The 21,572-nt window shown below is 52.5% G+C and carries 22 protein-coding genes and 1 riboswitch; of the genes, 2 read left to right on the top strand and 20 right to left on the bottom strand.

Features of this window, described 5'->3' with window-relative positions:
• Positions 1-155: 155 nt before the first annotated feature.
• From EVJ33_RS13445 to EVJ33_RS13410, 8 genes are all read right to left on the bottom strand, one after another.
• Complete coding sequence (locus tag EVJ33_RS13445; RefSeq protein ID WP_131437928.1) at positions 156-824, bottom strand: DUF975 family protein; 669 nt, start codon at positions 822-824, stop codon at positions 156-158.
• 103 nt (positions 825-927) lie between these two features.
• A complete protein-coding gene (locus EVJ33_RS13440) occupies positions 928-1,233 on the bottom strand; it encodes a hypothetical protein (protein ID WP_131437926.1) in 306 nt (101 codons plus the stop codon).
• Positions 1,234-1,389: 156 nt separating this feature from the next.
• Positions 1,390-1,770: a YutD family protein gene (locus EVJ33_RS13435; RefSeq protein WP_021065508.1), complete on the bottom strand. Its 381-nt coding sequence runs from the start codon at positions 1,768-1,770 to the stop codon at positions 1,390-1,392.
• Positions 1,771-1,818: 48 nt separating this feature from the next.
• Positions 1,819-3,159 (bottom strand): bifunctional metallophosphatase/5'-nucleotidase, encoded by a 1,341-nt coding sequence (locus EVJ33_RS13430; protein ID WP_236634633.1) that lies wholly within the window; start codon positions 3,157-3,159, stop codon positions 1,819-1,821.
• Positions 3,160-3,173: 14 nt separating this feature from the next.
• Positions 3,174-4,019 (bottom strand): DUF72 domain-containing protein, encoded by an 846-nt coding sequence (locus EVJ33_RS13425; protein WP_131437924.1) that lies wholly within the window; start codon positions 4,017-4,019, stop codon positions 3,174-3,176.
• Between the two features lie 17 nt (positions 4,020-4,036).
• Entirely contained in the window at positions 4,037-5,218 is a 1,182-nt protein-coding gene (locus EVJ33_RS13420) for an MFS transporter (RefSeq protein WP_131437922.1), read from the bottom strand.
• Positions 5,219-5,332: 114 nt separating this feature from the next.
• Positions 5,333-6,652 carry a branched-chain amino acid transport system II carrier protein gene (gene brnQ, locus EVJ33_RS13415; RefSeq protein WP_131437920.1) on the bottom strand — a complete coding sequence of 440 codons (1,320 nt, stop codon included), beginning with the start codon at positions 6,650-6,652 and terminating at the stop codon, positions 5,333-5,335.
• Positions 6,653-6,893: 241 nt separating this feature from the next.
• Positions 6,894-7,166 carry an acylphosphatase gene (locus EVJ33_RS13410; RefSeq protein WP_131437918.1) on the bottom strand — a complete coding sequence of 91 codons (273 nt, stop codon included), beginning with the start codon at positions 7,164-7,166 and terminating at the stop codon, positions 6,894-6,896.
• 110 nt (positions 7,167-7,276) lie between these two features.
• Here EVJ33_RS13410 and EVJ33_RS13405 point away from each other — a divergent pair, with 110 nt between their 5' ends.
• Positions 7,277-8,641: an alanine/glycine:cation symporter family protein gene (locus tag EVJ33_RS13405; protein WP_483297315.1), complete on the top strand. Its 1,365-nt coding sequence runs from the start codon at positions 7,277-7,279 to the stop codon at positions 8,639-8,641.
• 36 nt (positions 8,642-8,677) lie between these two features.
• On the opposite strand, the gene EVJ33_RS13400 is transcribed toward EVJ33_RS13405, so the two are convergent.
• From EVJ33_RS13400 to EVJ33_RS13345, 12 genes are all read right to left on the bottom strand, one after another.
• The gene (locus EVJ33_RS13400) at positions 8,678-9,652 is read right to left on the bottom strand and encodes an L-lactate dehydrogenase (RefSeq protein ID WP_131437914.1); all 975 of its coding nucleotides are present in this window, start codon (positions 9,650-9,652) and stop codon (positions 8,678-8,680) included.
• A gap of 126 nt (positions 9,653-9,778) precedes the next feature.
• Positions 9,779-10,153, bottom strand: a complete 375-nt coding sequence (locus EVJ33_RS13395) for a YciI family protein (protein WP_131437912.1) — start codon at positions 10,151-10,153, stop codon at positions 9,779-9,781.
• 134 nt (positions 10,154-10,287) lie between these two features.
• Complete coding sequence (sufB, locus tag EVJ33_RS13390) at positions 10,288-11,685, bottom strand: Fe-S cluster assembly protein SufB (protein ID WP_131437910.1); 1,398 nt, start codon at positions 11,683-11,685, stop codon at positions 10,288-10,290.
• Positions 11,686-11,704: 19 nt separating this feature from the next.
• Entirely contained in the window at positions 11,705-12,139 is a 435-nt protein-coding gene (gene sufU, locus EVJ33_RS13385) for a Fe-S cluster assembly sulfur transfer protein SufU (protein WP_034778441.1), read from the bottom strand.
• Complete coding sequence (locus tag EVJ33_RS13380; protein ID WP_131437935.1) at positions 12,129-13,349, bottom strand: cysteine desulfurase; 1,221 nt, start codon at positions 13,347-13,349, stop codon at positions 12,129-12,131. The genes sufU and EVJ33_RS13380 overlap by 11 nt, the downstream gene beginning before the upstream one ends.
• A gap of 1 nt (position 13,350) precedes the next feature.
• Positions 13,351-14,619: a Fe-S cluster assembly protein SufD gene (sufD, locus tag EVJ33_RS13375; protein ID WP_034778444.1), complete on the bottom strand. Its 1,269-nt coding sequence runs from the start codon at positions 14,617-14,619 to the stop codon at positions 13,351-13,353.
• A 12-nt stretch (positions 14,620-14,631) separates the two neighbouring features.
• Positions 14,632-15,393, bottom strand: a complete 762-nt coding sequence (gene sufC / locus EVJ33_RS13370; protein ID WP_087576453.1) for a Fe-S cluster assembly ATPase SufC — start codon at positions 15,391-15,393, stop codon at positions 14,632-14,634.
• Between the two features lie 172 nt (positions 15,394-15,565).
• Positions 15,566-16,780 carry an MDR family MFS transporter gene (locus tag EVJ33_RS13365; RefSeq protein WP_131437908.1) on the bottom strand — a complete coding sequence of 405 codons (1,215 nt, stop codon included), beginning with the start codon at positions 16,778-16,780 and terminating at the stop codon, positions 15,566-15,568.
• 101 nt (positions 16,781-16,881) lie between these two features.
• Positions 16,882-17,715, bottom strand: a complete 834-nt coding sequence (locus EVJ33_RS13360) for a MetQ/NlpA family ABC transporter substrate-binding protein (protein WP_131437906.1) — start codon at positions 17,713-17,715, stop codon at positions 16,882-16,884.
• Between the two features lie 30 nt (positions 17,716-17,745).
• On the bottom strand, positions 17,746-18,408 hold the full coding sequence (locus tag EVJ33_RS13355) for a methionine ABC transporter permease (RefSeq protein ID WP_131437904.1): 663 nt from the start codon (positions 18,406-18,408) through the stop codon (positions 17,746-17,748).
• The gene (locus tag EVJ33_RS13350; protein WP_021065491.1) at positions 18,398-19,426 is read right to left on the bottom strand and encodes a methionine ABC transporter ATP-binding protein; all 1,029 of its coding nucleotides are present in this window, start codon (positions 19,424-19,426) and stop codon (positions 18,398-18,400) included. Before EVJ33_RS13350 ends, EVJ33_RS13355 begins: the two co-directional genes overlap by 11 nt.
• 77 nt (positions 19,427-19,503) lie before the next feature.
• Positions 19,504-19,609: riboswitch (SAM riboswitch) on the bottom strand.
• 453 nt (positions 19,610-20,062) lie between these two features.
• Positions 20,063-20,329: a thioredoxin family protein gene (locus EVJ33_RS13345; RefSeq protein ID WP_255417509.1), complete on the bottom strand. Its 267-nt coding sequence runs from the start codon at positions 20,327-20,329 to the stop codon at positions 20,063-20,065.
• Between the two features lie 178 nt (positions 20,330-20,507).
• Between EVJ33_RS13345 and EVJ33_RS13340 the strand changes: the two genes are divergently transcribed.
• Positions 20,508-21,560 carry a PTS sugar transporter subunit IIC gene (locus EVJ33_RS13340; protein WP_131437900.1) on the top strand — a complete coding sequence of 351 codons (1,053 nt, stop codon included), beginning with the start codon at positions 20,508-20,510 and terminating at the stop codon, positions 21,558-21,560.
• Positions 21,561-21,572: the final 12 nt, after the last annotated feature.

The raw sequence follows: 21,572 nt of genomic DNA, 5'->3' as shown, positions 1-21,572 counted from the left end.
GGCTCGCAGCCCGCCCCCAGGAAAGCGGCGTGCCGGACAGGGCGGCTGAAGGGCGATGAAAACAGAGGAGCGCCATCCCTTCCGGGACGGCGCTCCTCTGTTCAAAAACATTTGAAGTTTTTCAGTGTCCTCTCTCGATGAGCGGAGGTTTTCGTTTAGAATCCTTGTTCAAAATCAGTCCCAACATGGTTCGTCTGCGGTTGTTCCGCTTGACGAATCGAGTCGTAGAACGTCGCGTACGTCGTTGTGAAATACGGATAGACGTACAAGAAACCGATACCGAGTGTAATTACCCCGAGAAGGAACCAACCGATGAACGAAAGGACGAGTTTGAACGCGTCCATCTTGTGCCCGTCCATCATCCGACGTGATTCTGTGAGCGCCTCGAGAGCCGATAATTCTGGTTGGTCGCGTAAGATGTAATACGTGAGTGAATACGAGAAACTTTTGATGATTCCCGGAATCACGAGGAGCAACGACCAAAGGAAGATAAATAATCCCATGAAGAACGGGGCGAGCACGTGCTTGACGTATCCCGTTTTGAACGGGGCGAACAATGTTGAGACACCCGGCTTGTCACCGCGCGATACAGACAGAACGAGCCAAGACCAGCCGATTGCGAGCGGCGCGATCAATAACGTGAGAATAAGCGACAAGAACGTAAGTCCTGTGTCCATTGCTGTCGGGGCCGCTTCTGGGTCTACAGGAGGCGCGAACGCTTGTGGAATCCCGTTCAAGACAACGAATAAAATCAAAAGGCCGGCGAGTAACCAACGTTTTCCGGTTAACATTTGTTGTGCATGTTGCTTAAGTTGTGCAGTCATTTTTCATCATCCTTTTTGTGAGTTCTCTCCTAAGTGTACGTGATTGCCTCCAGAAAAGTTTCAAAAAAACACGAAAAAAGGGAAAAGGTTTTTCCTCCTCCCCTCAATACATGATATTGCCCATGAAAAATTGCGACATTGATAAGATAAATAAGAGCACACCCGTGGTCACCGCTGCCAATGAAATGAGTTTAAATAAGCGGCTTCTCAGAAATGCCTGACGATATTCAAAGCGGCGGATCAGCAAGACGTGGACAACCTCATAAATCAAGACTGCGGCCGTGAAGTAAAACGTCATAATACTCCCTAACCCGAAGAACAACATCGCAAGTAAGCCCAAACCGAGATTGTGAATTCGGTTATGGACGTCATCGCGGTCACCGACGGTCGCCGTTTGTACGTGTTGCATACTTCCACCTCACTTCCAAAACCCGAACAGAAACAATTGCTATAAATATAAGTTATCACAATTTTCCTGTCCCTAAACCTGTCACACCGTCTTTTCACCTAAAAGAAACATTTGGAAAATAAATGTAACAAAAAAAGCGCTGATGTCATCAGCGCGTCATGTTCCGGTCGAAGGCTCGGCTTCTTCCGACTTATTGAATTTGCGTTTCAATTTGAGTGGTTGTTTCGTTCCGCCGAAGACCGGTCCGTCTTCTGCTTCATCAATTTCCGTCTCTTTTTTAAGCACGAAAAACGGGCAACCAAAGTTACAGTATTCATACACGTAATCCATCACGTGATCGATTCGATTGTCATATGTCGCGAACTTGGATTTTGTTTCATAGAACCCTTTCAACCGAAGTTGTCCGTGGCCCCAGTCCCCGACGATATAATCATATTTATCGAGCACGTCGCTATAGCGTGCGATGAATGCCTCCTCGTCAAAACCGTCACGCTTTTCTTCGATGACGGTATAGCCGTGGCGATTCACTCTAATCATGTTTCACACCTCCACTTTTCTATCATATCATGCCGAACGGTCTCGTCCCTATCCTTTTCGGATGGCATTATGACGTGTCACGATTGTTTCGCGTAACACATCACGGAGCAGTTCCGGCATAAAGTAACGCTTCTTCTGGTCGGCCAAATACGGAAGGAGCGGACCGAATGTGAACATGTCGACCGTAGCGACGCGATACGTCTCGTCGAGATCGATTTCCTGACCTTGGATATAATAGCGGCCATGCCTCACCTCGAGACCATGGATGATCGGGGCACCGAGAACCGTTCCTCGAAACCCGAGGCCGCGGACGTGCATCGTCGTGAACGCTTCTTCTTGGACATCGTTCAAAAAACGAATCAACGTGGCTCCGTCAAGCGAGAGGAGACAAGGGTTGATCGGGTGCGGGCAGATGCGATGAAGCATATTGAGCGTGACGTGACCAGGCGGCAACCCTTCTAACAAGACACCGGATGGGATCACGCTCACTTCAGCGTCACACCAGTCGGCGAGGCCGCCTGCCAATAAGTCTCCAATGGCAGACGGACCGAACCAGTCACTCGGATAACCCGGCGTGTCGGCAATCGTCACATCGAGCAGCCGTTCGGCTTGGCTATATTCGTCTTGTAAGGTCGAAACTGTCGCTTCATCTGTATCCTGTTCGGTCAAATCGTGCAAACTGGCCCGCTTCTCGACGACTCGGTGCCCGTCGAGCGTAAGTTCCACTTCCCCTACGTATTGCCCGTATTTACCGGCCTGAGCGATCAAGACGCCGTTCGTGACGACACCGTCATCGAGCACGTGATGGGTATGAGCCCCGAGGATGACATCAATCTCCGGAAACGTCTCAGCGAGCCGTTCGTCTGCATAAAAACCGAGATGGCTGAGTGCGATGACGACATCGCAGTCTCGGAGTTTCTCAAGGGCACGACTTGTCGCCACATGCGGTGGTTCAATCGCCCAACCCAGCTCTGGATAAAGTTCTTCATAAGGTGCCGTCACACCGAACAGTCCGATGTGAAGTCCATCGCGTTCGACGATGAGTGTCTCCGTCGCCCAATCGGGTCTCGTACCGTCCGCATAGTAGACGTTCGCGAGCAGTACCGGGAACTCTGCCTCATCATACAAATTGGCGAGCCAGTCGTGCGGGAATGTGATGCCTTCATTATTCCCAATCGTGACTGCCGTCGGTTGGACGCGGTTGAGCAAACGGACGTTCACTTGTCCGCGTGTCACTTCTGTCGCCGGATGGGTCCTGTCGGCATGGTCGCCGAGATCGAAGACGAGCGTCTCTTCCGTCCGGTGCTCGTTCAAAAAAGAGACGAGACGCGGCCAGTTATGAAATTTCGAATGTAAGTCATTATAATGAAACATCGTGATCGTTCTCAAGACGATTCCCCTTCCTAAAACAGGCTGATTTGACTCGGGGCGAGCTCATATTCAGCACCGAGGATCTCGATCAGCCGCTTGGCGTTCGGTACTGCATCTCCGGCCGAATTGTTGTTGAAGTAGACATACACCGACTTTGCTTTCTCGTCCACTTGTTTAAGCGCCGCAGCGAGCTCTTGTAGTTCGTCTTCACTGTAACGATACAGACAACGGACATGACGCCACTCTTGGCTCGTCATGCCTGGTTTCCGGAGCCACCCAGCGGTGTTACGGCCGTGTAAGCGCACGACGGCCACATCCGGGTTGGTTACGATCGGGACGAACGGAATGCTGCTCTCTTTCGTCTGCGGCTCATCACAAATCGTATTGATGAAGCGTTGTTCCGCTAAAAAGGCGAGCGTCCGCTCCCGGAACGCTTCGGAGAACCAGGTCGGGTTCCGGAATTCGATGGCGATGTCGTAATCCTTCAACTCGTCACGAATCGTCCGCAAGTAATCGAGGTGTGGCTTCGAGACGTCAAACCACGGCGGCAGCTGAACGAGGACGGCCCGTAGCTTCCCGACTTGTTTCAACGGCTCGACCGATGTCCGGTACCGTTCGAACAGTTCAGCGAGCGGTAGCTTCGGCTCGCGGTCATGCCCGCTCATTTCCCTGGAAACTTTGACGATGAATTGGAACGTCTCCGGTGTCTCCTGGTTCCATTTCTCGTAATTCTTTACCGGTTGAATCGCGTAAAACGAGGAATCGATTTCAACGGTCGGGAAATGCCCCGCGTAGGTCGACAGTTTATGTTTCCGTTCTTCCGGGGTCGTATACAATAAATCATGGTCTCCCCACCCCGTCACACCGACATAAATCATCACATTCCCTCCTTATATCATTGTTCGAACGTGGCCGTCGCGTTCCGTTTCGACCAATTCAACGTCCCTGCGAACGTCACGAGCAACAGGACGAGCCCCATCACGAACGGATAGCGCATATCGATATCAAACGCGATGCCGGCAAGCGTCGGTCCGACGATATTCCCGATGCTCATATAGGCGTTATTCATCCCCATCGCAAATCCTTGTTCTTTATCGGCCATCTTCGATACGAGCGTATTTAATACCGGTCGTAAAATCGACGTGGACAAGAAGATAATCAACGTGACCGCGAAGAAAATCGCGTAAGATCCGGCGAACAGTGAGAATAAAAAGCCGAGCGCCGCGAGCATAATGAAGATGAGCACGACTTTGATCTCCCCGAGTACCGAGACGAGACGATCGACGGCAAACAGTTGCACGATGACGCTGACAATGCCTGTCCCCGTGATCATGACCGCAATTTGTTGCGGCGTCGCGCTGAACGTCTCACTGACGAACAATCCAAGGACAGATTCATACGCCATCAAACCGAATGCCATGACCAAGTTGATGACGAGCACGAAGAAATAGGGTTTCCGTGTCGACGAGACGAGTTGGCGCGGTAACGACTCGCTCTCACTCGTTTGGACGTATGGCTCGCGATCTGGTTCTTTCAACAGAATAATGGACGAGATGACGGCGACGAATGAAACAATCGCTGACAACAAGAGTGGTGCCTTCAATCCAAATTCGGCGAAGAAGCCACCAATTCCTGGTCCGATGACAATCCCGAGCGACATGGCCGCGGAAATATAACTGTTTCCTTTCGCCCGTTGCTTGAGCGTCGTGATATCAGCCACATAAGCAAAGATAGCTGGAATCAAGAGCGCGGCCCCGACGCCGCCGATTGCCCGTGAAATCAACAAAACGGTCAGGTTGTCAGATAAGTAAAAGACCCCCATCGAGACGGTGAAGCCGATCAGACCTAAAATAATCATCAGTCGGCGACCGTAAACGTCCGCCCATTTCCCGGCAATCGGCGACATGAGCAACTGAGCCCCAGCGAAGACAGAGATCATGAGTCCGGCAGCGGTGCCACCCTCGCCAATCATCTTCAAATAATCAGGAATAATCGGAATAATGATCCCGAATCCTGCTACGGCGATGAACATGTTCAACATGAGAATCGCCAATTGTTTCTTTTGTTTAGTCGTCAATGTATGTCACTTCCTTTTCGTCTCTTCATTTTACTTGTTGACGAATGGAATGAGCAAACGATAAGACAGCAAAACACCCATCCTTGACCAGAGGATGGGTGTTCACTCATCTGTTTATGAGATGCGTGATTGAGCGAGTGATTGGTTGGAACGTTGTTTCGGTAAGAAAAGCGTGATCACATATACGATCAACGTTGGAACTGCCCAGGCGAGCCCGATCTCAGCCATCGGCAAGTTCGTGATCCAAGCTGTCGCTGCTGACGGTGCCAAACCGTGTGTCGTCTCGAAAAGCGAGAGCACGAGGGCCGTGTACACCGTCGCTTTCATCGCAACGTGTGGGTTGCGTTGAATCCGTTCCGTGATCGACACGAGAACGAGTGCGATCATGACTGGGTACAAGAGTGTGAGCAATGGTACCGCGATTTGAATCAACGTACCGAGTCCGACGAGTGAGATAAGATAGCCGAACAACGTCGTCGCGATGACGACTTGGTAATACTTGAGCGACTCGAACGTGTTGCTGACGAAGCGTGAGAACTCACTGATGAGTCCGACCGCTGTCGTCAAACAAGCGAGGAAGACCGCAGCCCCGAGCGCGAGCATTCCGACTTGTCCGAACGACGTACCAGCGAACGCTTGAAGCAAGCTAGCTCCGTCTGTCGTGCCCGTTTGACCCGTCATATTCGCCCCGATTGAACCGAGCGAGATATAGACGAGCATCAAACACGTGACAGCGAGCATGCCAGACGTCCGAAGGAGTGAAGATGCTTCTTTCTGGTCTGTCATCCCGTTCGCCTTAAGCGTGACGAGCACGATGGCACCGAAGACGAGAGCGCCAAAGACGTCCATCGTCAAGTAGCCTTGTTTGAAGCCTTCCCCGAGGGCACCAATCCACGTCTCATACCCTTCTGCAGGCGCGCTTGGCTGCCCGAGTGGAGCCACGAGGTTCGTGATTCCGATTGCCGCAAGCAAGAGCAAGAGGATTGGCGTGATGATGCGTCCGATGACTTCAATCAATTTTTGAGCGCGTAACGTCAAGAAGAACGTCAAACCAAAGAAGACAGTTGAACTGATTGCGAGCGTGAGCGTAGATGGCGCACCGAGGAACGGTACGACTCCCATCTCATACGTGACGGCTGCCGTCCGAGGAATCCCGAAGAACGGCCCAATCGCCACGTACATTAATCCCGTCAAAACGAGCGCAAGTCGCTTCGGAATGTACCGAGCGATTTGGTCAGATCCACCGCCGACCCGCGCGACTGCGAATAGCGCGAGTAATGGTAGCCCAACGCCGGTAATGACGAAACCGACTAGGGCTGGGACGAGGTTCTCACCTGCCATCGCACCTAGCATCGGTGGGAACAGCAAGTTCCCGGCCCCGAAGAATAATGCGAAAATCGTGAATGCTAACGGGAATAATGTCGATTTTTTCATACAACTACCTCCACATACATGTAATACCTTCCGTGTTACCCAATGAATCAAATGACTAAATTTTCTGACAATAAACCGCTTGGTCTATTTCATTATACACACTTTCATTTTTTTGACCACCCTATCCTTAAAAAAGATGTTTATTTTTTTGAAATGTGGATTTTCTATATAGAACCGCTCCCTCATTTTACAAATTATCGGTGAGAAAACGAGCGCAGATTGCTCTTTATGAGAAAAATGGTCAATAACGGATATCGAACTTCCGATATGATTCGACCGTCGCGTCTTCTGCATCAATCCGCTCAACCCCGACAAAACGATTGCCGTCATATAACGCCCGTTTATAGGATGTAAGTTTCTCAGCGTCTCCTTCAATCTGAAGTTCGACCGTCCCATCATTCAAGTTCCGGACCCAGCCCGTGACGCCATATTCGAGCGCTGTCGATTGAGCGAAGTACCGGAAACCGACTCCTTGGACTCGACCTGAGACGATGAGATGCTGTGCTTGTTTCATAACTATTTCCCCCTTTAATTTGAATGAATGCGTTTAGCTACTGACTCGTTAGGTAACAGTATATAAGTAAAATACTGGATAGGAGTGGTGATGTGGAACAACTTGTGAATATGGTGACGTCGTTTTCTGATTGGCTTTGGGGAGTGCCAATCATCTCTTTGCTCGTGTTGTCTGGCTTTTATTTGACGATTCGTTTAGGTTTCTTTCAATTCCGATACCCGCTATACATATTGCAACAAACGTTAGGCAGTGTCTTTAAAAAACCAAAAGGCGAAGGCGACATCAGTCCTCGCCAAGCACTCACGTCGGCCTTGTCGTCGACAATCGGTGCCGCTAACATCATCGGGGTACCGGCTGCCATCATGTTCGGTGGTCCCGGGGCCATCTTCTGGATGTGGGTCATCGCCGTCGTCGGGATGGCCATCAAGTTCTCGGAGAGCGTCCTCGCTGTCCGTTACCGCGAGAAAAACGAGGCCGGGGAATTTGTCGGCGGTCCCGTCTACTATATGGCGAAAGGCTTGAAGTTGAAATGGCTCGCTTCCTGGTTCGCCTTCGCCCTGATGATTGAACTCATCCCGAGTATCATGGTGCAAGGGAATGCTGTCAGCTCGGCTGTCCGCGAGACGTTTGACGGGAATACGCTCGTGACCGGGTTGATTGTCGCGGGTCTCGTCGCCCTTGTCGTCTTCGGCGGAGTGAAGCGGATCGCCAAAGTGACAGAGGTCATCGTCCCGGCGATGGCGCTCGTCTATGTCGGTGCCGGGTTCATCATCGTCTTGATGAACTTCTCGCAAATCCCGGAAGTGCTCAGTCTCATCTTCACGTACGCGTTCCAACCGATGGCTGCCCTGGGCGGATTCGCCGGTGCCGCGATTGCCGAGACGATTCGTTGGGGCTTCGCTCGCGGTCTGTACTCGAACGAGGCGGGACTTGGAACGGCACCAATCGCCCACGCGGCCGCACAGACGGATCACCCGGTCCGCCAAGGATTCTGGGCTGTCATCGGCATCGTCATCGATACGCTCATTATCTGTAGCACGACAGCGTTCGTCGTCTTGTCGTCCGGTGTATGGACAGAGGCCGGTGCTATGAACGACCCAGCGGCACTCACGACGATCGCATTCCAAGAGTACTTCGGTTACACGGGCAGTCTGCTCGTCACGATCTCGCTCATCTTCTTCGTCTTATCGACGATTATCGTCATCATCTTTTACGGATCGCGTCAAGCCGAGTACTTGTTCGGTTTGAAGGCCGGCTTCATGATGAAAGTCGTCTATATCGCCTCGATCGTCATCGGAGCGATCGGCGGCGCGCAAATGATTTGGAACTTCCTCGACTTCATGCTCGCGATGATCCTCATCCCGAACATGATTGCCGTCTTGATGTTGAGCGGTGAAGTGAAGCGGTTAACGACCGAGTTTTTCACGTCCGAGAAATATTATAAGAAAGACGTCGCCGAGAAGAAGGCGTCGTAACGACAAACCCGGCTGCAGTCGCAGCCGGGTCTTTTATTATGAGGTCGATTCAATTTTATCGATGGCTTGACGAATCCGACCGACCGAGGCGTCGAACTGTTGTTGTTCTTCGTCCGTCAGTTCGATCTCGATGATTTGGCGGATACCGGTCCGATCGATTAAGGCCGGTACGCCGATATGAAGCTCAGAGGCCCCGTATTCGCCGTCGAGATGGGCACCGATCGTCACGACGGAGTTCTCGTTCCGGACGATGGCGCGAACGATCCGGAGGAGACCGAGCCCAATCGCGTAGTAGGCCGCACTCTTATATTCGATGATTTGATTCGCCGCATCGCGGACGTCTTGATAGATGGCGTCCAAATCTTCTTGGCGGTACGATTCATTCTCCTCGAGTAACTGCTTCATCGACTTCCCGTAAATACGGGCGTTGTCCCAGGCGACGAATCCCCCGGCGCCATGCTCGCCCATGTAATAGACGTGGCAGTTCCGTGATGACAAGTCGAAGTACTCACCGACCTTATAACGAAGACGGGCCGTGTCAAGCACCGTACCCGAACCGATGACGCGGTGCTTTGGCAAGCCGGACGCCTTCCAGGCGACGTGCGCCATGACGTTAACCGGGTTCGTCGCAACGACGATGATGCCGTCGAATCCGCTCGCCATGACTTGTTTCGTGACGTCACGGACGACGACCGCGTTTTGTGCAGCCAGGTCCATCTGGGTCTGACCGAGCTTTTGAGCAGCACCGGCCGTGATGACGACGATATCGGCGTCACGGCAGTCCGCGTACTCCCCCGCCCAAATGCGGACCGGGCTCGGGGCGAACGAGATGCCATGGTTGAGGTCCATCGCCTCCCCTTCGGCCTTGGCGTGGTTCGAGTCGATTAAGACGAGCTCTTCACAGAGCGCCGCCATCGACAGTTGATAGGCGAAACTGATACCGACCCAGCCGGCGCCGACGACGGCGATGCGGGTGATGTCTTCTGGGTCAATCTTGTTCAAGTGATCCATATGCTTCATCCCTTTCTAAACGTGTTCTCTTTCTTAGCATACCCGACTCGCCTTCGTTTCACGACAAAAAAGCGAACTCGCTTGTGAGGAATTCGCTTCTAAACAAAAAGATGTTTATCACATTTGTCATTCTCGCTCCCGATAATAGTGAACCGGCCGAATCTCGAGCCTCCACCCTAACGCTTCCGCTTCGGGCACTTGGGTCGTCGGATGGATGGAAGCGATTCTGACCGCATCCTCTAGATCTAACGCTTCAATCACGAACGCACTGCCCATTACTTCCTTCGATGCGGTAACGGGCCCATCCGTAATCCCAATCTGATGTGACTCTCGCTTGAGTTCCTTCACTTCCGCTTCAAGCCCCATATCCATCAACACCTGCTCACTTGCATATAGCTCCTGTAAGTGTGGTTCGCACGTCGCCATGATTTGTTCGATTTCTAGGTCGGTCTTTTCTTTCATTTTGTCAGCGTTGAAATATCCCGTCACTAAGAACATCATGTGAGATTCTCCTCTCAAGTCTACAGGCACGCATCATCTTATCCCATTCTCTATTCCCTGTTTATAGGCACAGTCTGCACAAAAAGACGGTCGACATGAGTTCATGTCAACCGTCTTTCTCAATCTATTCAGGATTACCCGATCGATCCTTCCATCTCAAACTTGATGAGACGGTTCATTTCGACGGCATATTCCATTGGCAATTCTTTCGTGAATGGCTCGATGAAGCCCATGACGATCATTTCCGTCGCTTCTTCTTCCGAGATTCCGCGGCTCATGAGGTAGAAGAGTTGCTCTTCTGACACTTTTGAGACTTTCGCTTCGTGCTCGAGCGAGACTTGGTCGTTCAAGATCTCGTTGTACGGGATCGTGTCCGACGTCGACTCGTTGTCCATGATGAGCGTGTCACATTCGATGTTCGAACGTGCGCCTTTCGCTTTACGGCCAAAGTGGACGATACCGCGATACGAGACTTTTCCGCCTTGTTTCGAAATCGACTTCGAGACGATTGACGATGACGTGTTCGGTGCGAGGTGAATCATTTTCGCGCCTGCGTCTTGGTGCTGCCCTTTACCGCCGAGAGCGATCGAGAGCGTCATACCGCGCGAGCCTTCACCTTTTAAGATGACGGCTGGGTATTTCATCGTGAGTTTCGAACCGATGTTACCATCGATCCACTCCATCGATCCACCCGCTTCACAGACGGCACGCTTCGTGACCAAGTTGTAGACGTTGTTCGCCCAGTTTTGGATCGTCGTGTAACGGCAGTATGCGTCTTTGTTGACGAAGATCTCAACGACCGCTGAGTGAAGTGAGTTCGTCGTGTAGACCGGTGCCGTACATCCTTCGACGTAATGGACAGATGCGCCCTCGTCGACGATGATGAGCGTCCGCTCGAACTGACCCATGTTCTCCGAGTTGATACGGAAATAAGCTTGGAGCGGTTGCTCGAGCTTCACGCCTTTTGGTACGTAGATGAACGAGCCACCTGACCAAACAGCCGAGTTGAGCGCCGAGAACTTGTTGTCTGTCGGCGGGATCAATTTTCCGAAGTACTCACGGAAGAGTTCTTCATCTTCTTTCAAAGCAGTGTCTGTATCTTTAAAGATGACACCTTTCGCTTCGAAATCTTCTTGCATACTGTGATAGACGACTTCAGACTCATACTGAGCCGAAACGCCTGCCAAGTATTTCTGCTCCGCTTCCGGGATCCCAAGCTTGTCAAACGTACGTTTGATTTCTTCAGGAACCTCGTCCCACGAGTGCTCTGTCTTTTCAGACGGTTTGACATAGTACGTAATCTCATCGAAATCGAGTGCCGTGAGATCGCCGCCCCATGTCGGCATCGGCATTTTGCGGAACTGTTCGAGTGATTTCAAACGGAACTCGAGCATCCATGCCGGTTCTTCTTTCATGCGCGAGATCGTCTCTACGATTTCGTTCGTCAAGCCGCGGCCTGAACGGAAAATCGAGATGTCTCGGTCATGGAAGCCATATTTATAATCGCCAATGTCAGGCATGTTTTTCGCCATATCGGTCTCCTCCTTCTACTTACGCTTCCTCGTCGACTCCCTTTTCAAGCGCTTTCCACGCGAGCGTGGCGCACTTGATGCGAGCCGGAAACTTTGAGACGCCAGACAACGCTTCGATGTCGCCTAGGTCGAACGTGTCTGTATCGTAGTCTTTCCCTTGGACCATCTCCGAGAAGATGTTAGCCAACTGGAGTGCCTCGTCAACAGACTTGCCCTTCACGATTTGAGTCATCATCGATGCCGAGGCGAGGCTGATCGAACAGCCTTCCCCTTCGAACTTGGCATCTTTCACGATTCCGTCCTCGACTTGGAGTTGGAGTCGGAGTGAATCCCCGCATGTCGGGTTGTTCAAGTCGATCGTCACGCCATCTTCGATGACGCCACGGTTTCTTGGGTTTTTATAATGATCCATGATGACCTGTCGGTACAACATGTCGAGATTGTTAAAACTCATAATTGAAATACTCCTTCGTTTGACGTAGCCCTTCGATGAAGCGGTCGACTTCTTCTTTCGTATTGTACAAGTAGAAGCTCGCTCGGGCTGTCGATGATTGCTTCAGGAGACGCATGAGCGGCTGGGCACAATGGTGGCCGGCTCGGACCGCGATGCCTTGCATATCCAAGACGGTCGCTAGGTCATGGGCGTGCACGTCACCTAAGTTGAACGTGACGAGTCCGACGCGTTCCTCTGGCCCGTAAATCTCAATGCCTTCAATCGTCCGCATCTGTTCGATGGCGTACGTCGCGAGCGCCCGTTCGTGGGCCTCGACGTTCTCGAGACCGAGGTCTTCTAAAAAGTCGATGGCCGCTGCCAAACCGACGGCGCCGGCGATAATCGGCGTCCCTGCTTCGAACCGGTACGGGATGTCTTTCCATGTCGACTCATACAAGTCGACGTAATCGATCATCTCGCCACCGAATTCGACCGGTTCCATGTGTTTGAGCAACTGTTTCTTCCCGTATAAGACCCCGATCCCGGTCGGACCGAGCATCTTATGGCCTGAGAAGGCGAGGAAGTCGCAATCGAGTGCTTGCACGTCAAGTTTCCGGTGCGGTGCGCTTTGTGCCGCATCGACGACCATGACCGCGCCTTTTTCATGGGCGAGCTTCGCCACATCGGCGATCGGGTTGATCGTGCCGAGCACGTTCGAGACGTGACTCATAGCGACGATTTTCGTCCGGTCTGACAAGACGGCACGGACCGCGTCGAGCGTGACTCGACCGTCCGGCGTCAATTCAACGTAACGGAGCGTGGCCCCTTTACGTTTGGCGAGCTGTTGCCACGGAATCAAATTGGCGTGATGCTCCATCGGCGTCAGGACGATTTCGTCCCCCGCTTCGACGTTAGCATCCCCGTAGCTCGACGCGACGAGGTTAATCGCCGTCGTCGTCCCGCGTGTGAAGATAATCTCTTCTGGGACGGCGGCGTTGATGAATGAACGGACGCGCTCCCGCGCCCCTTCATACGCATCCGTCGCGTGCGTCCCGAGCGTATGGACGCCCCGGTGCACGTTCGAGTGGATGCGGCGATAGTAATCCTCGATCGCCTCGATGACAGCAAGCGGTTTTTGGGAGCTCGCCGCGCTGTCGAGATAGACGAGCGGATGACCGTTGATTTCCTGATCTAAAATCGGGAACTGTTTACGAATCGAGGCATCGATCATCTTAACGTACTTTCCCTTCGATGACTTCACGGAGACGGTCTTTGACCGACTCGATCGCGAGTTGCTCGACGACCGGGTTCAAGAATCCGTGAATGATCAACCGTTCGGCTTCTTTACGTGACAGACCGCGGCTCATCAAGTAGTAAAGCTGCACGTCGTCGACGCGGCCGACCGAAGCGGCGTGACCTGCCATGACGTCGTCCTCATCGATGAGGAGAATCGGGTTTGCGTCGCCACGTGCCTTTTCAGACAACATGAGCACACGTTCCGTTTGAACGCCGTTCGATTTCGAAGCGCCATGGTGAATCATCGATGTCCCGCTGAAGATGGCCGTGGCCGAATCTTTTTGGACACCGTGAATCAAGATGAACCCTTCCGATGACTTCCCGAAATGGTCCGTCCGGATGTTGAAGTTTTGTTTCTGCGCGCCACGACCAACCGTGACGGCTTTCGTGTCTGAGAACGTGTTGTCTCCGACGAGGTGCGTCTTCGTCTCGACGAGCGAGTTGCCGTCGTTCATGTGACCGAGCGCCCATTCAAGGCGTGCGTTCTCATAGACGACACCACGGCGGTTCATGAATGAGAGGGCCGACTCAGCGAGCTGGTCGACGCCACCGAAGACGACTTTCGCGTTCGCGGCTGCGAACACTTCTGTCACGGCGTTGACCGTGTGCGGTTCGTTCGTGTTCGAGAGGAAGCTCTCGACGTACGTCACTTCACTGCCTTCGTCTGCGACGATGATCGTGTGGTGATAGAGCGCGCCGTTCGCTTGTTCCATCGTGAAGATGGCTTGGAGCGGGTCTTTCAACTGGACGTTCTTCGGTACGTATAAGAACGCGCCGCCGTTCATGAGGGCAGCGTTCAACGCAGACAAACGTTCTTCGTCCACGCGGACACCTTCCGTCATGAAATACTTCTCGACGAGGTCCGGATGTTGTTCCATCGCTTCGTTGATGCCCATGAAGAGAACACCTTCTGGCGTCGCAAGTTCGTTGTAGACGACATGACCGTTGCGTTCAACGAGCACGTTTGTACGGTGGTCTCCAAGAAGTGCTTCGATTTCAGGCGTCAAGCCGTCGTGCTTCGTGAGCTCGACGTCTCCAGAGACGAAGTCCCATTTATCAATCTTGATCTTTTCAACTTTTGGCAAGGCGAGAGTCGGCGCAAGTTCTGCTGCTTCTTTGCGACGGTTGACCATAAATGCCGGTCCACCGAGCGCCTCTGCACGTGCCGCTACTGCTTGTGCATCCAATTCAAATTGTACGGTCATCGTACAGCCTCCTTACGCTTCTGTGTCTACTGTCATTCCAAGATCTTGCTTCACCCAGTCGTAACCTTCTGCTTCGAGTCGTTGTGCAAGCTCTTTGCCACCTGACATGACGATTTTTCCGTCCATCATGATGTGAACAAAGTCTGGCTCGATATAGTTGAGGAGACGTTGATAGTGCGTGATGATCAAGCAGCCGAACTCTTCGTTGCGCATTTCGTTGACGCCTTTGGCGACGACTTTAAGTGCATCGATGTCAAGACCTGAGTCGATTTCATCGAGGATGGCGATGTTCGGTTTAATCATCATCATTTGAAGAATTTCGTTACGTTTTTTCTCTCCGCCTGAGAAGCCTTCGTTCAAATAGCGGTGTGCCATGGCTGAAGGAATTTCAAGGACGTCCATCTTCGCATCGAGTTCACGGATGAACTTCATGAGCGAGATTTCTTGGCCTTCTTCACGGCGCGAGTTGATCGCTGAACGCAAGAAATCGGCATTCGTGACACCACTAATTTCAGCAGGATACTGCATCGCGAGGAACATTCCGGCTTGCGCGCGCTCGTCGACTTCCATCTCGAGTACGTCTTCGCCGTTCAAATCGACGCTTCCGCCTGTTACTTCATACAATGGATGTCCCATAAGTGCCGATGCGAGTGTAGATTTACCCGTCCCGTTAGGACCCATGATGGCGTGAATTTCGCCACCTTTGATTTCAAGATTAAGACCTTTGACGATCTCTTTTCCTTCGATTGAGACGCGGAGGTCATCAATTTTCATGTGTGGTACGTTAGACATTCGGATACCCCTTCCGTTTTCTCGCCATTTTTGGCGTAGATTAGATATATTCTAATCTTAATCTAGGCAATTTTTTATTTCAAGCGACTCACCTTATTATTCATTCTCAATAAAACTTAAATGTTGAGAATGAGAATATCGGGAAATCAAGACTTTATCCAACTTTTTCCTCGGTTAAGGCCAAACTTGCTTTCCTTTCTTTCAAGGCGTCGGCGAAGAAGAAGGCCCCGCATGCCGTCAATACGGCCAAGCTTCCAAAAACCGGTAGCGCTGCGTTGTCGAATCCATCGAGCAACACGCCGCCGATGACAGGACCGATCGTCTGACCGAGCGCCGTCAACCCCATCGCCCCGAAATACGTCCCGCGCAGGTGAGCCGGTGCCAATTCGTCCGTCAACACGTCCGTCATCGTGAACATGAGCACCTCCCCGATTGTAAAGATGACCATCGCGACGAACAACACCCACGTCTCGGTCGCAAAACCGATGAGCAGAAGGCCGGTCGACAACGTCCCGACGCCGAAAAAGAGCGACTTGATCGGTGACACGCGAATCCCGAAGCGCATGATCGGATATTGGACGACGAGCACGGTGATCGCATTGACCGTCAACAGGTAGGCGAACAAGCGTGAGCCGTCACTGAAGCCGTCATGAAACGCGATGAACTGCGGCAACGTCGCATTGAACTGACTATAGCCGATGATGGCAAAGATCATGCCGATGATGACGGAGCGGAACGTCTTATCTTGTTGTAACACACGGAACGTCTCCGTCAAGCGCGGCCGGACTTTGACGCCGTCCCCTTCCTCGAACGGATACTTGCGGAACAATGTCGAGATGACGAGTCCGTATAGGACATAGACGCCCGTCACGACGAAGAAGGCGCTCTTCGCTCCGGTGAGCGACAACACGACCGCGAGCAACGGCCCGATCGCCGCCGCGATATTGATTAAAAAGTAGCGGACGTTATAAACGATGACGCGTTGGTCCGGCTGTGTCGTATCGCTGATGAGCGCACGGGACGCCGGTTCGAGGAACGACCGTGACACACCCATGAGCACCGAGAATATGTAAAACCAAAACAAGTCCGTCACAAGTGCGAAGCCAGTGAACGTGACCGCATTCAAGGCGATCCCGATCAGCATCAACTGCTTGCGCCCATACCGGTCAGACAACGTCCCCCCGAAAAAGCTCATGAATAACCCCGATAGCGCCGAGATGGCGAATACCGTCCCGATGACGCTCGCCGAGAAGCCGAGCGTCGCGAGATAAATCGCAAAAAATGGCATAACAAAAAATGTCGACAGCCGGGCAAAAAATGTGCCAAACAAGACACCCAGCGTCAGCGGATGAATGTGTCGTATGTTCATCCGGATCCCCCCTTTTTCTACATATATATAGTGTACTTCGAATACTTAGGCAAAACTACTCCAAACAAAAAAGGCCCGGGATGTCCCGAGCCTTGACGAGATTATTGTTTGACCGGTACGACTGCACCTTTGTACTCTTCCAAGATCCACTCTTGTGTCTCTTCTGAAGTGAGGACTTCAAGAAGTGCCTTGACGCGCTCATCCTCTTCGTCTCCTTCACGTGTGACGATCAAGTTGACGTAAGGTGAATCTTCGCCTTCGAGGGCGATGGCGTCTTCGAGCGGGTTGAGGCCAGCATCGATCGCGTAGTTCGTGTTGATGAGGACCGCGTCCCCTTCACCGTTGTTGAACGCTTGCGGGAGAAGTGCCGCTTCGACGTCCGTTTTGAACTCCAAGTTTTTCGGGTTGTCGACGATATCTGCAACCGTCGCATCTGTCGTCTTGCCTTCCGCTAGTGTGAGCAAACCTTCCGATTGGAGCATCGTGAGGATCCGTCCATGGTCAGCGACCGACGAGCTCATGATGATTTCAGCACCTTCTGGAAGCTCATCAAGTGATTTGTAGTCTTGTGAGTAGACACCGATCGGCTCGATGTGGACACCGCCAGCTGATGCGAATTTGTAGTCTTTGTTTTCAGCCATTTGCGACTCGAGGTACGGCTCGTGTTGGAAGTAGTTCGCGTCGAGCTCCCCGTCCGCGAGCGTCTTGTTCGGGAGAACGTAGTCTTGGAACTTCTTAATTTCGAGCGTATAGCCCTTCTCTTCATATTCGTCTTGAATGTGTTCTAAAATCTCAGCGTGCGGGACGTTCGACGCGCCGACGACGAGCGTCTTGTCATCGCCTGAACCTGATTCTGAATCCCCACCGCCGCAAGCCGCGAGAATCGTGAGTGCTGAAGCTGCTGTCAATCCGAGTACTGTTTTCCATGATTTCATTATAAAACCCCTCCAAATTTTCTATTTCGATCAAGCGGAACGCTTGTCAATTACGGATACGAGTCGATCGCCGATGAACTGGATGACGAAGACGATGACCAAGATTAAGACGGTCGCGACGAACGTGACGTCGCTTTGTGAACGCTGGAATCCTTCGAGGAACGCCAAGTTACCAAGTCCCCCGCCCCCGACGACCCCTGCCATCGCCGTGTAACCGACGATCGCGACGATCGTGACCGTGATGCCTGACACGATGGCCGGCAACGCTTCAGGGAACAATACTTTATAGACAATCTGCCATTTCGTCGCACCCATCGATTCGGCCGCCTCGATGACGCCGCGGTCGACTTCGCGAAGCGCGAGCTCGACCATCCGCGCATAGAACGGAGCCGCACCGATGATCAGTGCCGGCAGTGCTGCCGTCGAGCCGAGCATCGTCCCAACGACGAGTAACGTGAACGGGATGAGCAAGATAATCAAAATGATGAACGGGATTGACCGGAACACGTTGACGATTGCGCTGATGATTGTGTAAATCGGCCGGTTTTTCATCATGAGTGGCTCGTTCGTGACATATAGGAGCATCCCGAGGGCAAGACCGATGACGAATGTCGCGGCTCCGGCGACGAGCGTCATATAGAGCGTCTCCCACGTCTGTTCCAACATAACTTGCCAATCTACATTAGGAAACATCGCTTTCTACCTCCACTTCCACTGCCTGTGACCGGATTGAGGCGATGGCCCGCTCGACTTCAGCCGGCTCTCCGATCAATTGGATGAATAATGTCCCGAGGGCACCGACTTGTGACTGCGTCACGTTCCCGCCGATGATGTTGAAGCCGATATCATGCTGCTTCAACACTTCCGACAAAATCGGTTGTTCGGCCGTCTCGTTCAAGAATTTAAGCTTGACGATTTGACCGCTCGGATAACGGGCTTTCAAATGCTCGAACGTGAGCGACATGTCCTCGACCGCACCAATTTGTTTGACGAACTCTTTTGTGATCGGCTGCTCCGGATGTTGGAACACGTCGGCGACTTGTCCGGTCTCGACGACCTTCCCGGCCTCCATGACGGCGACACGGTGACAAATCTTTTGAATGACATGCATCTCATGGGTGATGAGGACGATTGTCAAACCGAGCTTCTTATTGATACTGACGAGCAGTTCGAGAATCGAATCGGTCGTCTTCGGGTCGAGGGCGCTCGTCGCTTCATCGCAGAGGAGCACTTCTGGATTCGTAGCGAGCGCGCGGGCGATCCCGACTCGCTGCTTTTGGCCACCCGATAGTTGTGACGGATAGCTGTCTTCTCGTCCGGCGAGGCCGACGAGTTCGACGAGTTCTTGGACGCGGCGTTTGCGCTCGCTCGCCGGTACCCCGATGAGCTCGAGCGGGAAGCTGATGTTCTCAGCGACCGTGCGCGACCATAATAAGTTGAAGTGTTGGAACACCATCGAGACGTTTTTACGTACCCCGCGTAGTTCCTTCGGCGTGAGCTTCGTCAGCTCGCTGCCGGCGACCACGATTTCACCGCTTGACGGTGCCTCGAGTCGGTTGAGCAACCGGATAAGCGTCGACTTTCCCGCTCCCGAATATCCGATTATTCCAAAAATTTCGCCGCTTTCAATCGTAAGCGACACATCATCGACCGCCTGGACCCGACCGTTTTTCGTATCGAACCATTTGGCCACATTGCGTAGTTGAATCAATCCATTTCCCTCCTGACAACAAAAAAAGTACGCACGTTTGAGCAAACGTGCGTACTTTATCGTACGGACAACGATTGCTCTCATCTTCCAAGGTTTACACCTTGCTGGAATTAGCACCATTTCGGATTGCTCCGCGGTTGCTGGGCGTCATAGGGCCAGTCCCTCAGCCTCTCTTGATAAGAGTGGTTGCGTATTTGATTAGCCTTATCATAGCGACATATTATTTTCATGTCAAACTATTTTATGCAAAAAAATAAAAAAAGGTGCCATCCGAGGATGACACAGAACGTAGCACCTTGAGACACGGGAAGGACAACCCATAGATGAACCTCTTTTGCCCGATCAGAGCATTCATCCTTATATGGGGGATTTTACCCAATCATCACTCGGTCTTCGAACGGACCATGCAATTACGCGACCGGTGCCTCGACGCTTGATTTTTTTGGGGGACAATCGAAGGGACGGTCCACCTGAAATCGCGTAAGCTCATGCAGCGGTTGTTCGAAAACGTCTTGCTGACGGGAAAATCTCGTCCTATGTTGTGTTCAAGTAAGATGTTGTAATGAATATATCATTCGTGAACTTTCTGTGTCAACTGATTATTTAAAATTTTCAGATTATTCTCATCATCCTATCTCATTTAACGAAAGATAGGACGTGCTGAACGTTTTGAAACGCATACAACCGATCCCGAACCTGGCCATTCTCCAGCTTTAATAGCGCCGGGACGCTCATGACCTGATACGCCTCAAGCTCGTTCGGGATAAAGTTGGCGTCACGCTTTTCAATCCGGATTTCTGGGTCGACCGCCTCGACGACCGAGAGCATTCGCTCCGCCACGGCGCATGTACCGCACATCGGAGCGTATATATATAAGAATCCGTCTGTCATCATTGTTCTCACCTCTTCTTTTAGTATATGAATGCGGACCGCTCTGTTCAAAAGTTGTGCTCAAATGGAAAATTCTGAACATTTCAACATTTCTTGTTGACGCTCGCCAGAAAGAAGCATAGTATGGTCATTAACTTTATTGCTTTTGTACATAACAGCATACCAGTAGAAAAGGACAGGTGAATCCCCAATGACGGAAGAGAAGCTTACCGGAAAACAGTTTTTGATGAACGTATTGAACGGCCTCAGTCTAGCCATTCTCATCGCCCTTATCCCGAGCGCTTTGCTCGGTGAATTAACGAAAGCCATCTTGCCGTATGTTCCGTCCTTGCAGTTCATCTTGGACGCGACGACGATTGCGATGCGCCTCTTACCAGTCATCATCGGTGTCGCCGTCGCCATGCAGTTCGGACGCTCGGCACTCGAGGCCGGGACGATCGGCATCGCCACCCAGGTCGGCAGTGGCGCCATTCGCATCGAGGAAGGCGCATTCCTCATGGCCGGGATCGGTGACGTCATCACGGCCGGCGTGACGGCCGCTCTCGCGACGTTCCTTGTCATGCAGCTGTCGCCACGTTTGAAGACGTACACGGTACTCGTCTTGCCGATGACGGTCATCGTCGTCGCCGGAGGGATCGGGGCGTTCCTGCTCACTTACATCTCACAAATCACGATGTACGTCGGGACGATCATCATGACGATGACGGAACTGCAGCCGATCGTGATGGGCATGTTGATCGCGATGGCGTTCTCGCTCATCATCGTCTCGCCAATCTCGACGGTCGGCATCGCCACGGCCATCAGCCTGTCTGGTGTCGCCGCCGGGGCGGCCAACCTCGGCGTTGTCGCAGCGGGCTTCGGTCTCGCCATCGCCGGCTGGCAGATGAACGCGACGGGAACATCCATCGCCCACTTCCTCGGCTCGCCGAAGATTCAAATGGCGAACTTCGTCCGTCGTCCGATCATGATGTTGCCCGTGCTCGCCAATGCGGCCATCCTCGGAGCGCTCGCAGGCATCCTTCGAATTGAAGGTACACCAATCAGTGCCGGTTTCGGTGTGTCTGGTCTCATCGGACCGATCAACGCCTTGCACCTCATGCCCGGCGGTTTCGCGCTTTGGAACGTCATGCTCGTCATCGTCCTGTTCGGGCTCATCCCGGTGACACTCGGGATTGTCTTCTACCGCCTGTTCAACCGGACGTCACTCGTTCAACCGGAACATTACCGCCTCGATTTTGAATAATACAAAACCCGG

Source organism: Exiguobacterium sp. SL-10 (assembly GCF_004337025.1).
GTDB lineage: Bacteria > Bacillota > Bacilli > Exiguobacteriales > Exiguobacteriaceae > Exiguobacterium.
The sequence above is the reverse complement of the archived record's forward strand: the minus strand, read 5'-3'. Positions and strand labels throughout refer to the sequence as shown.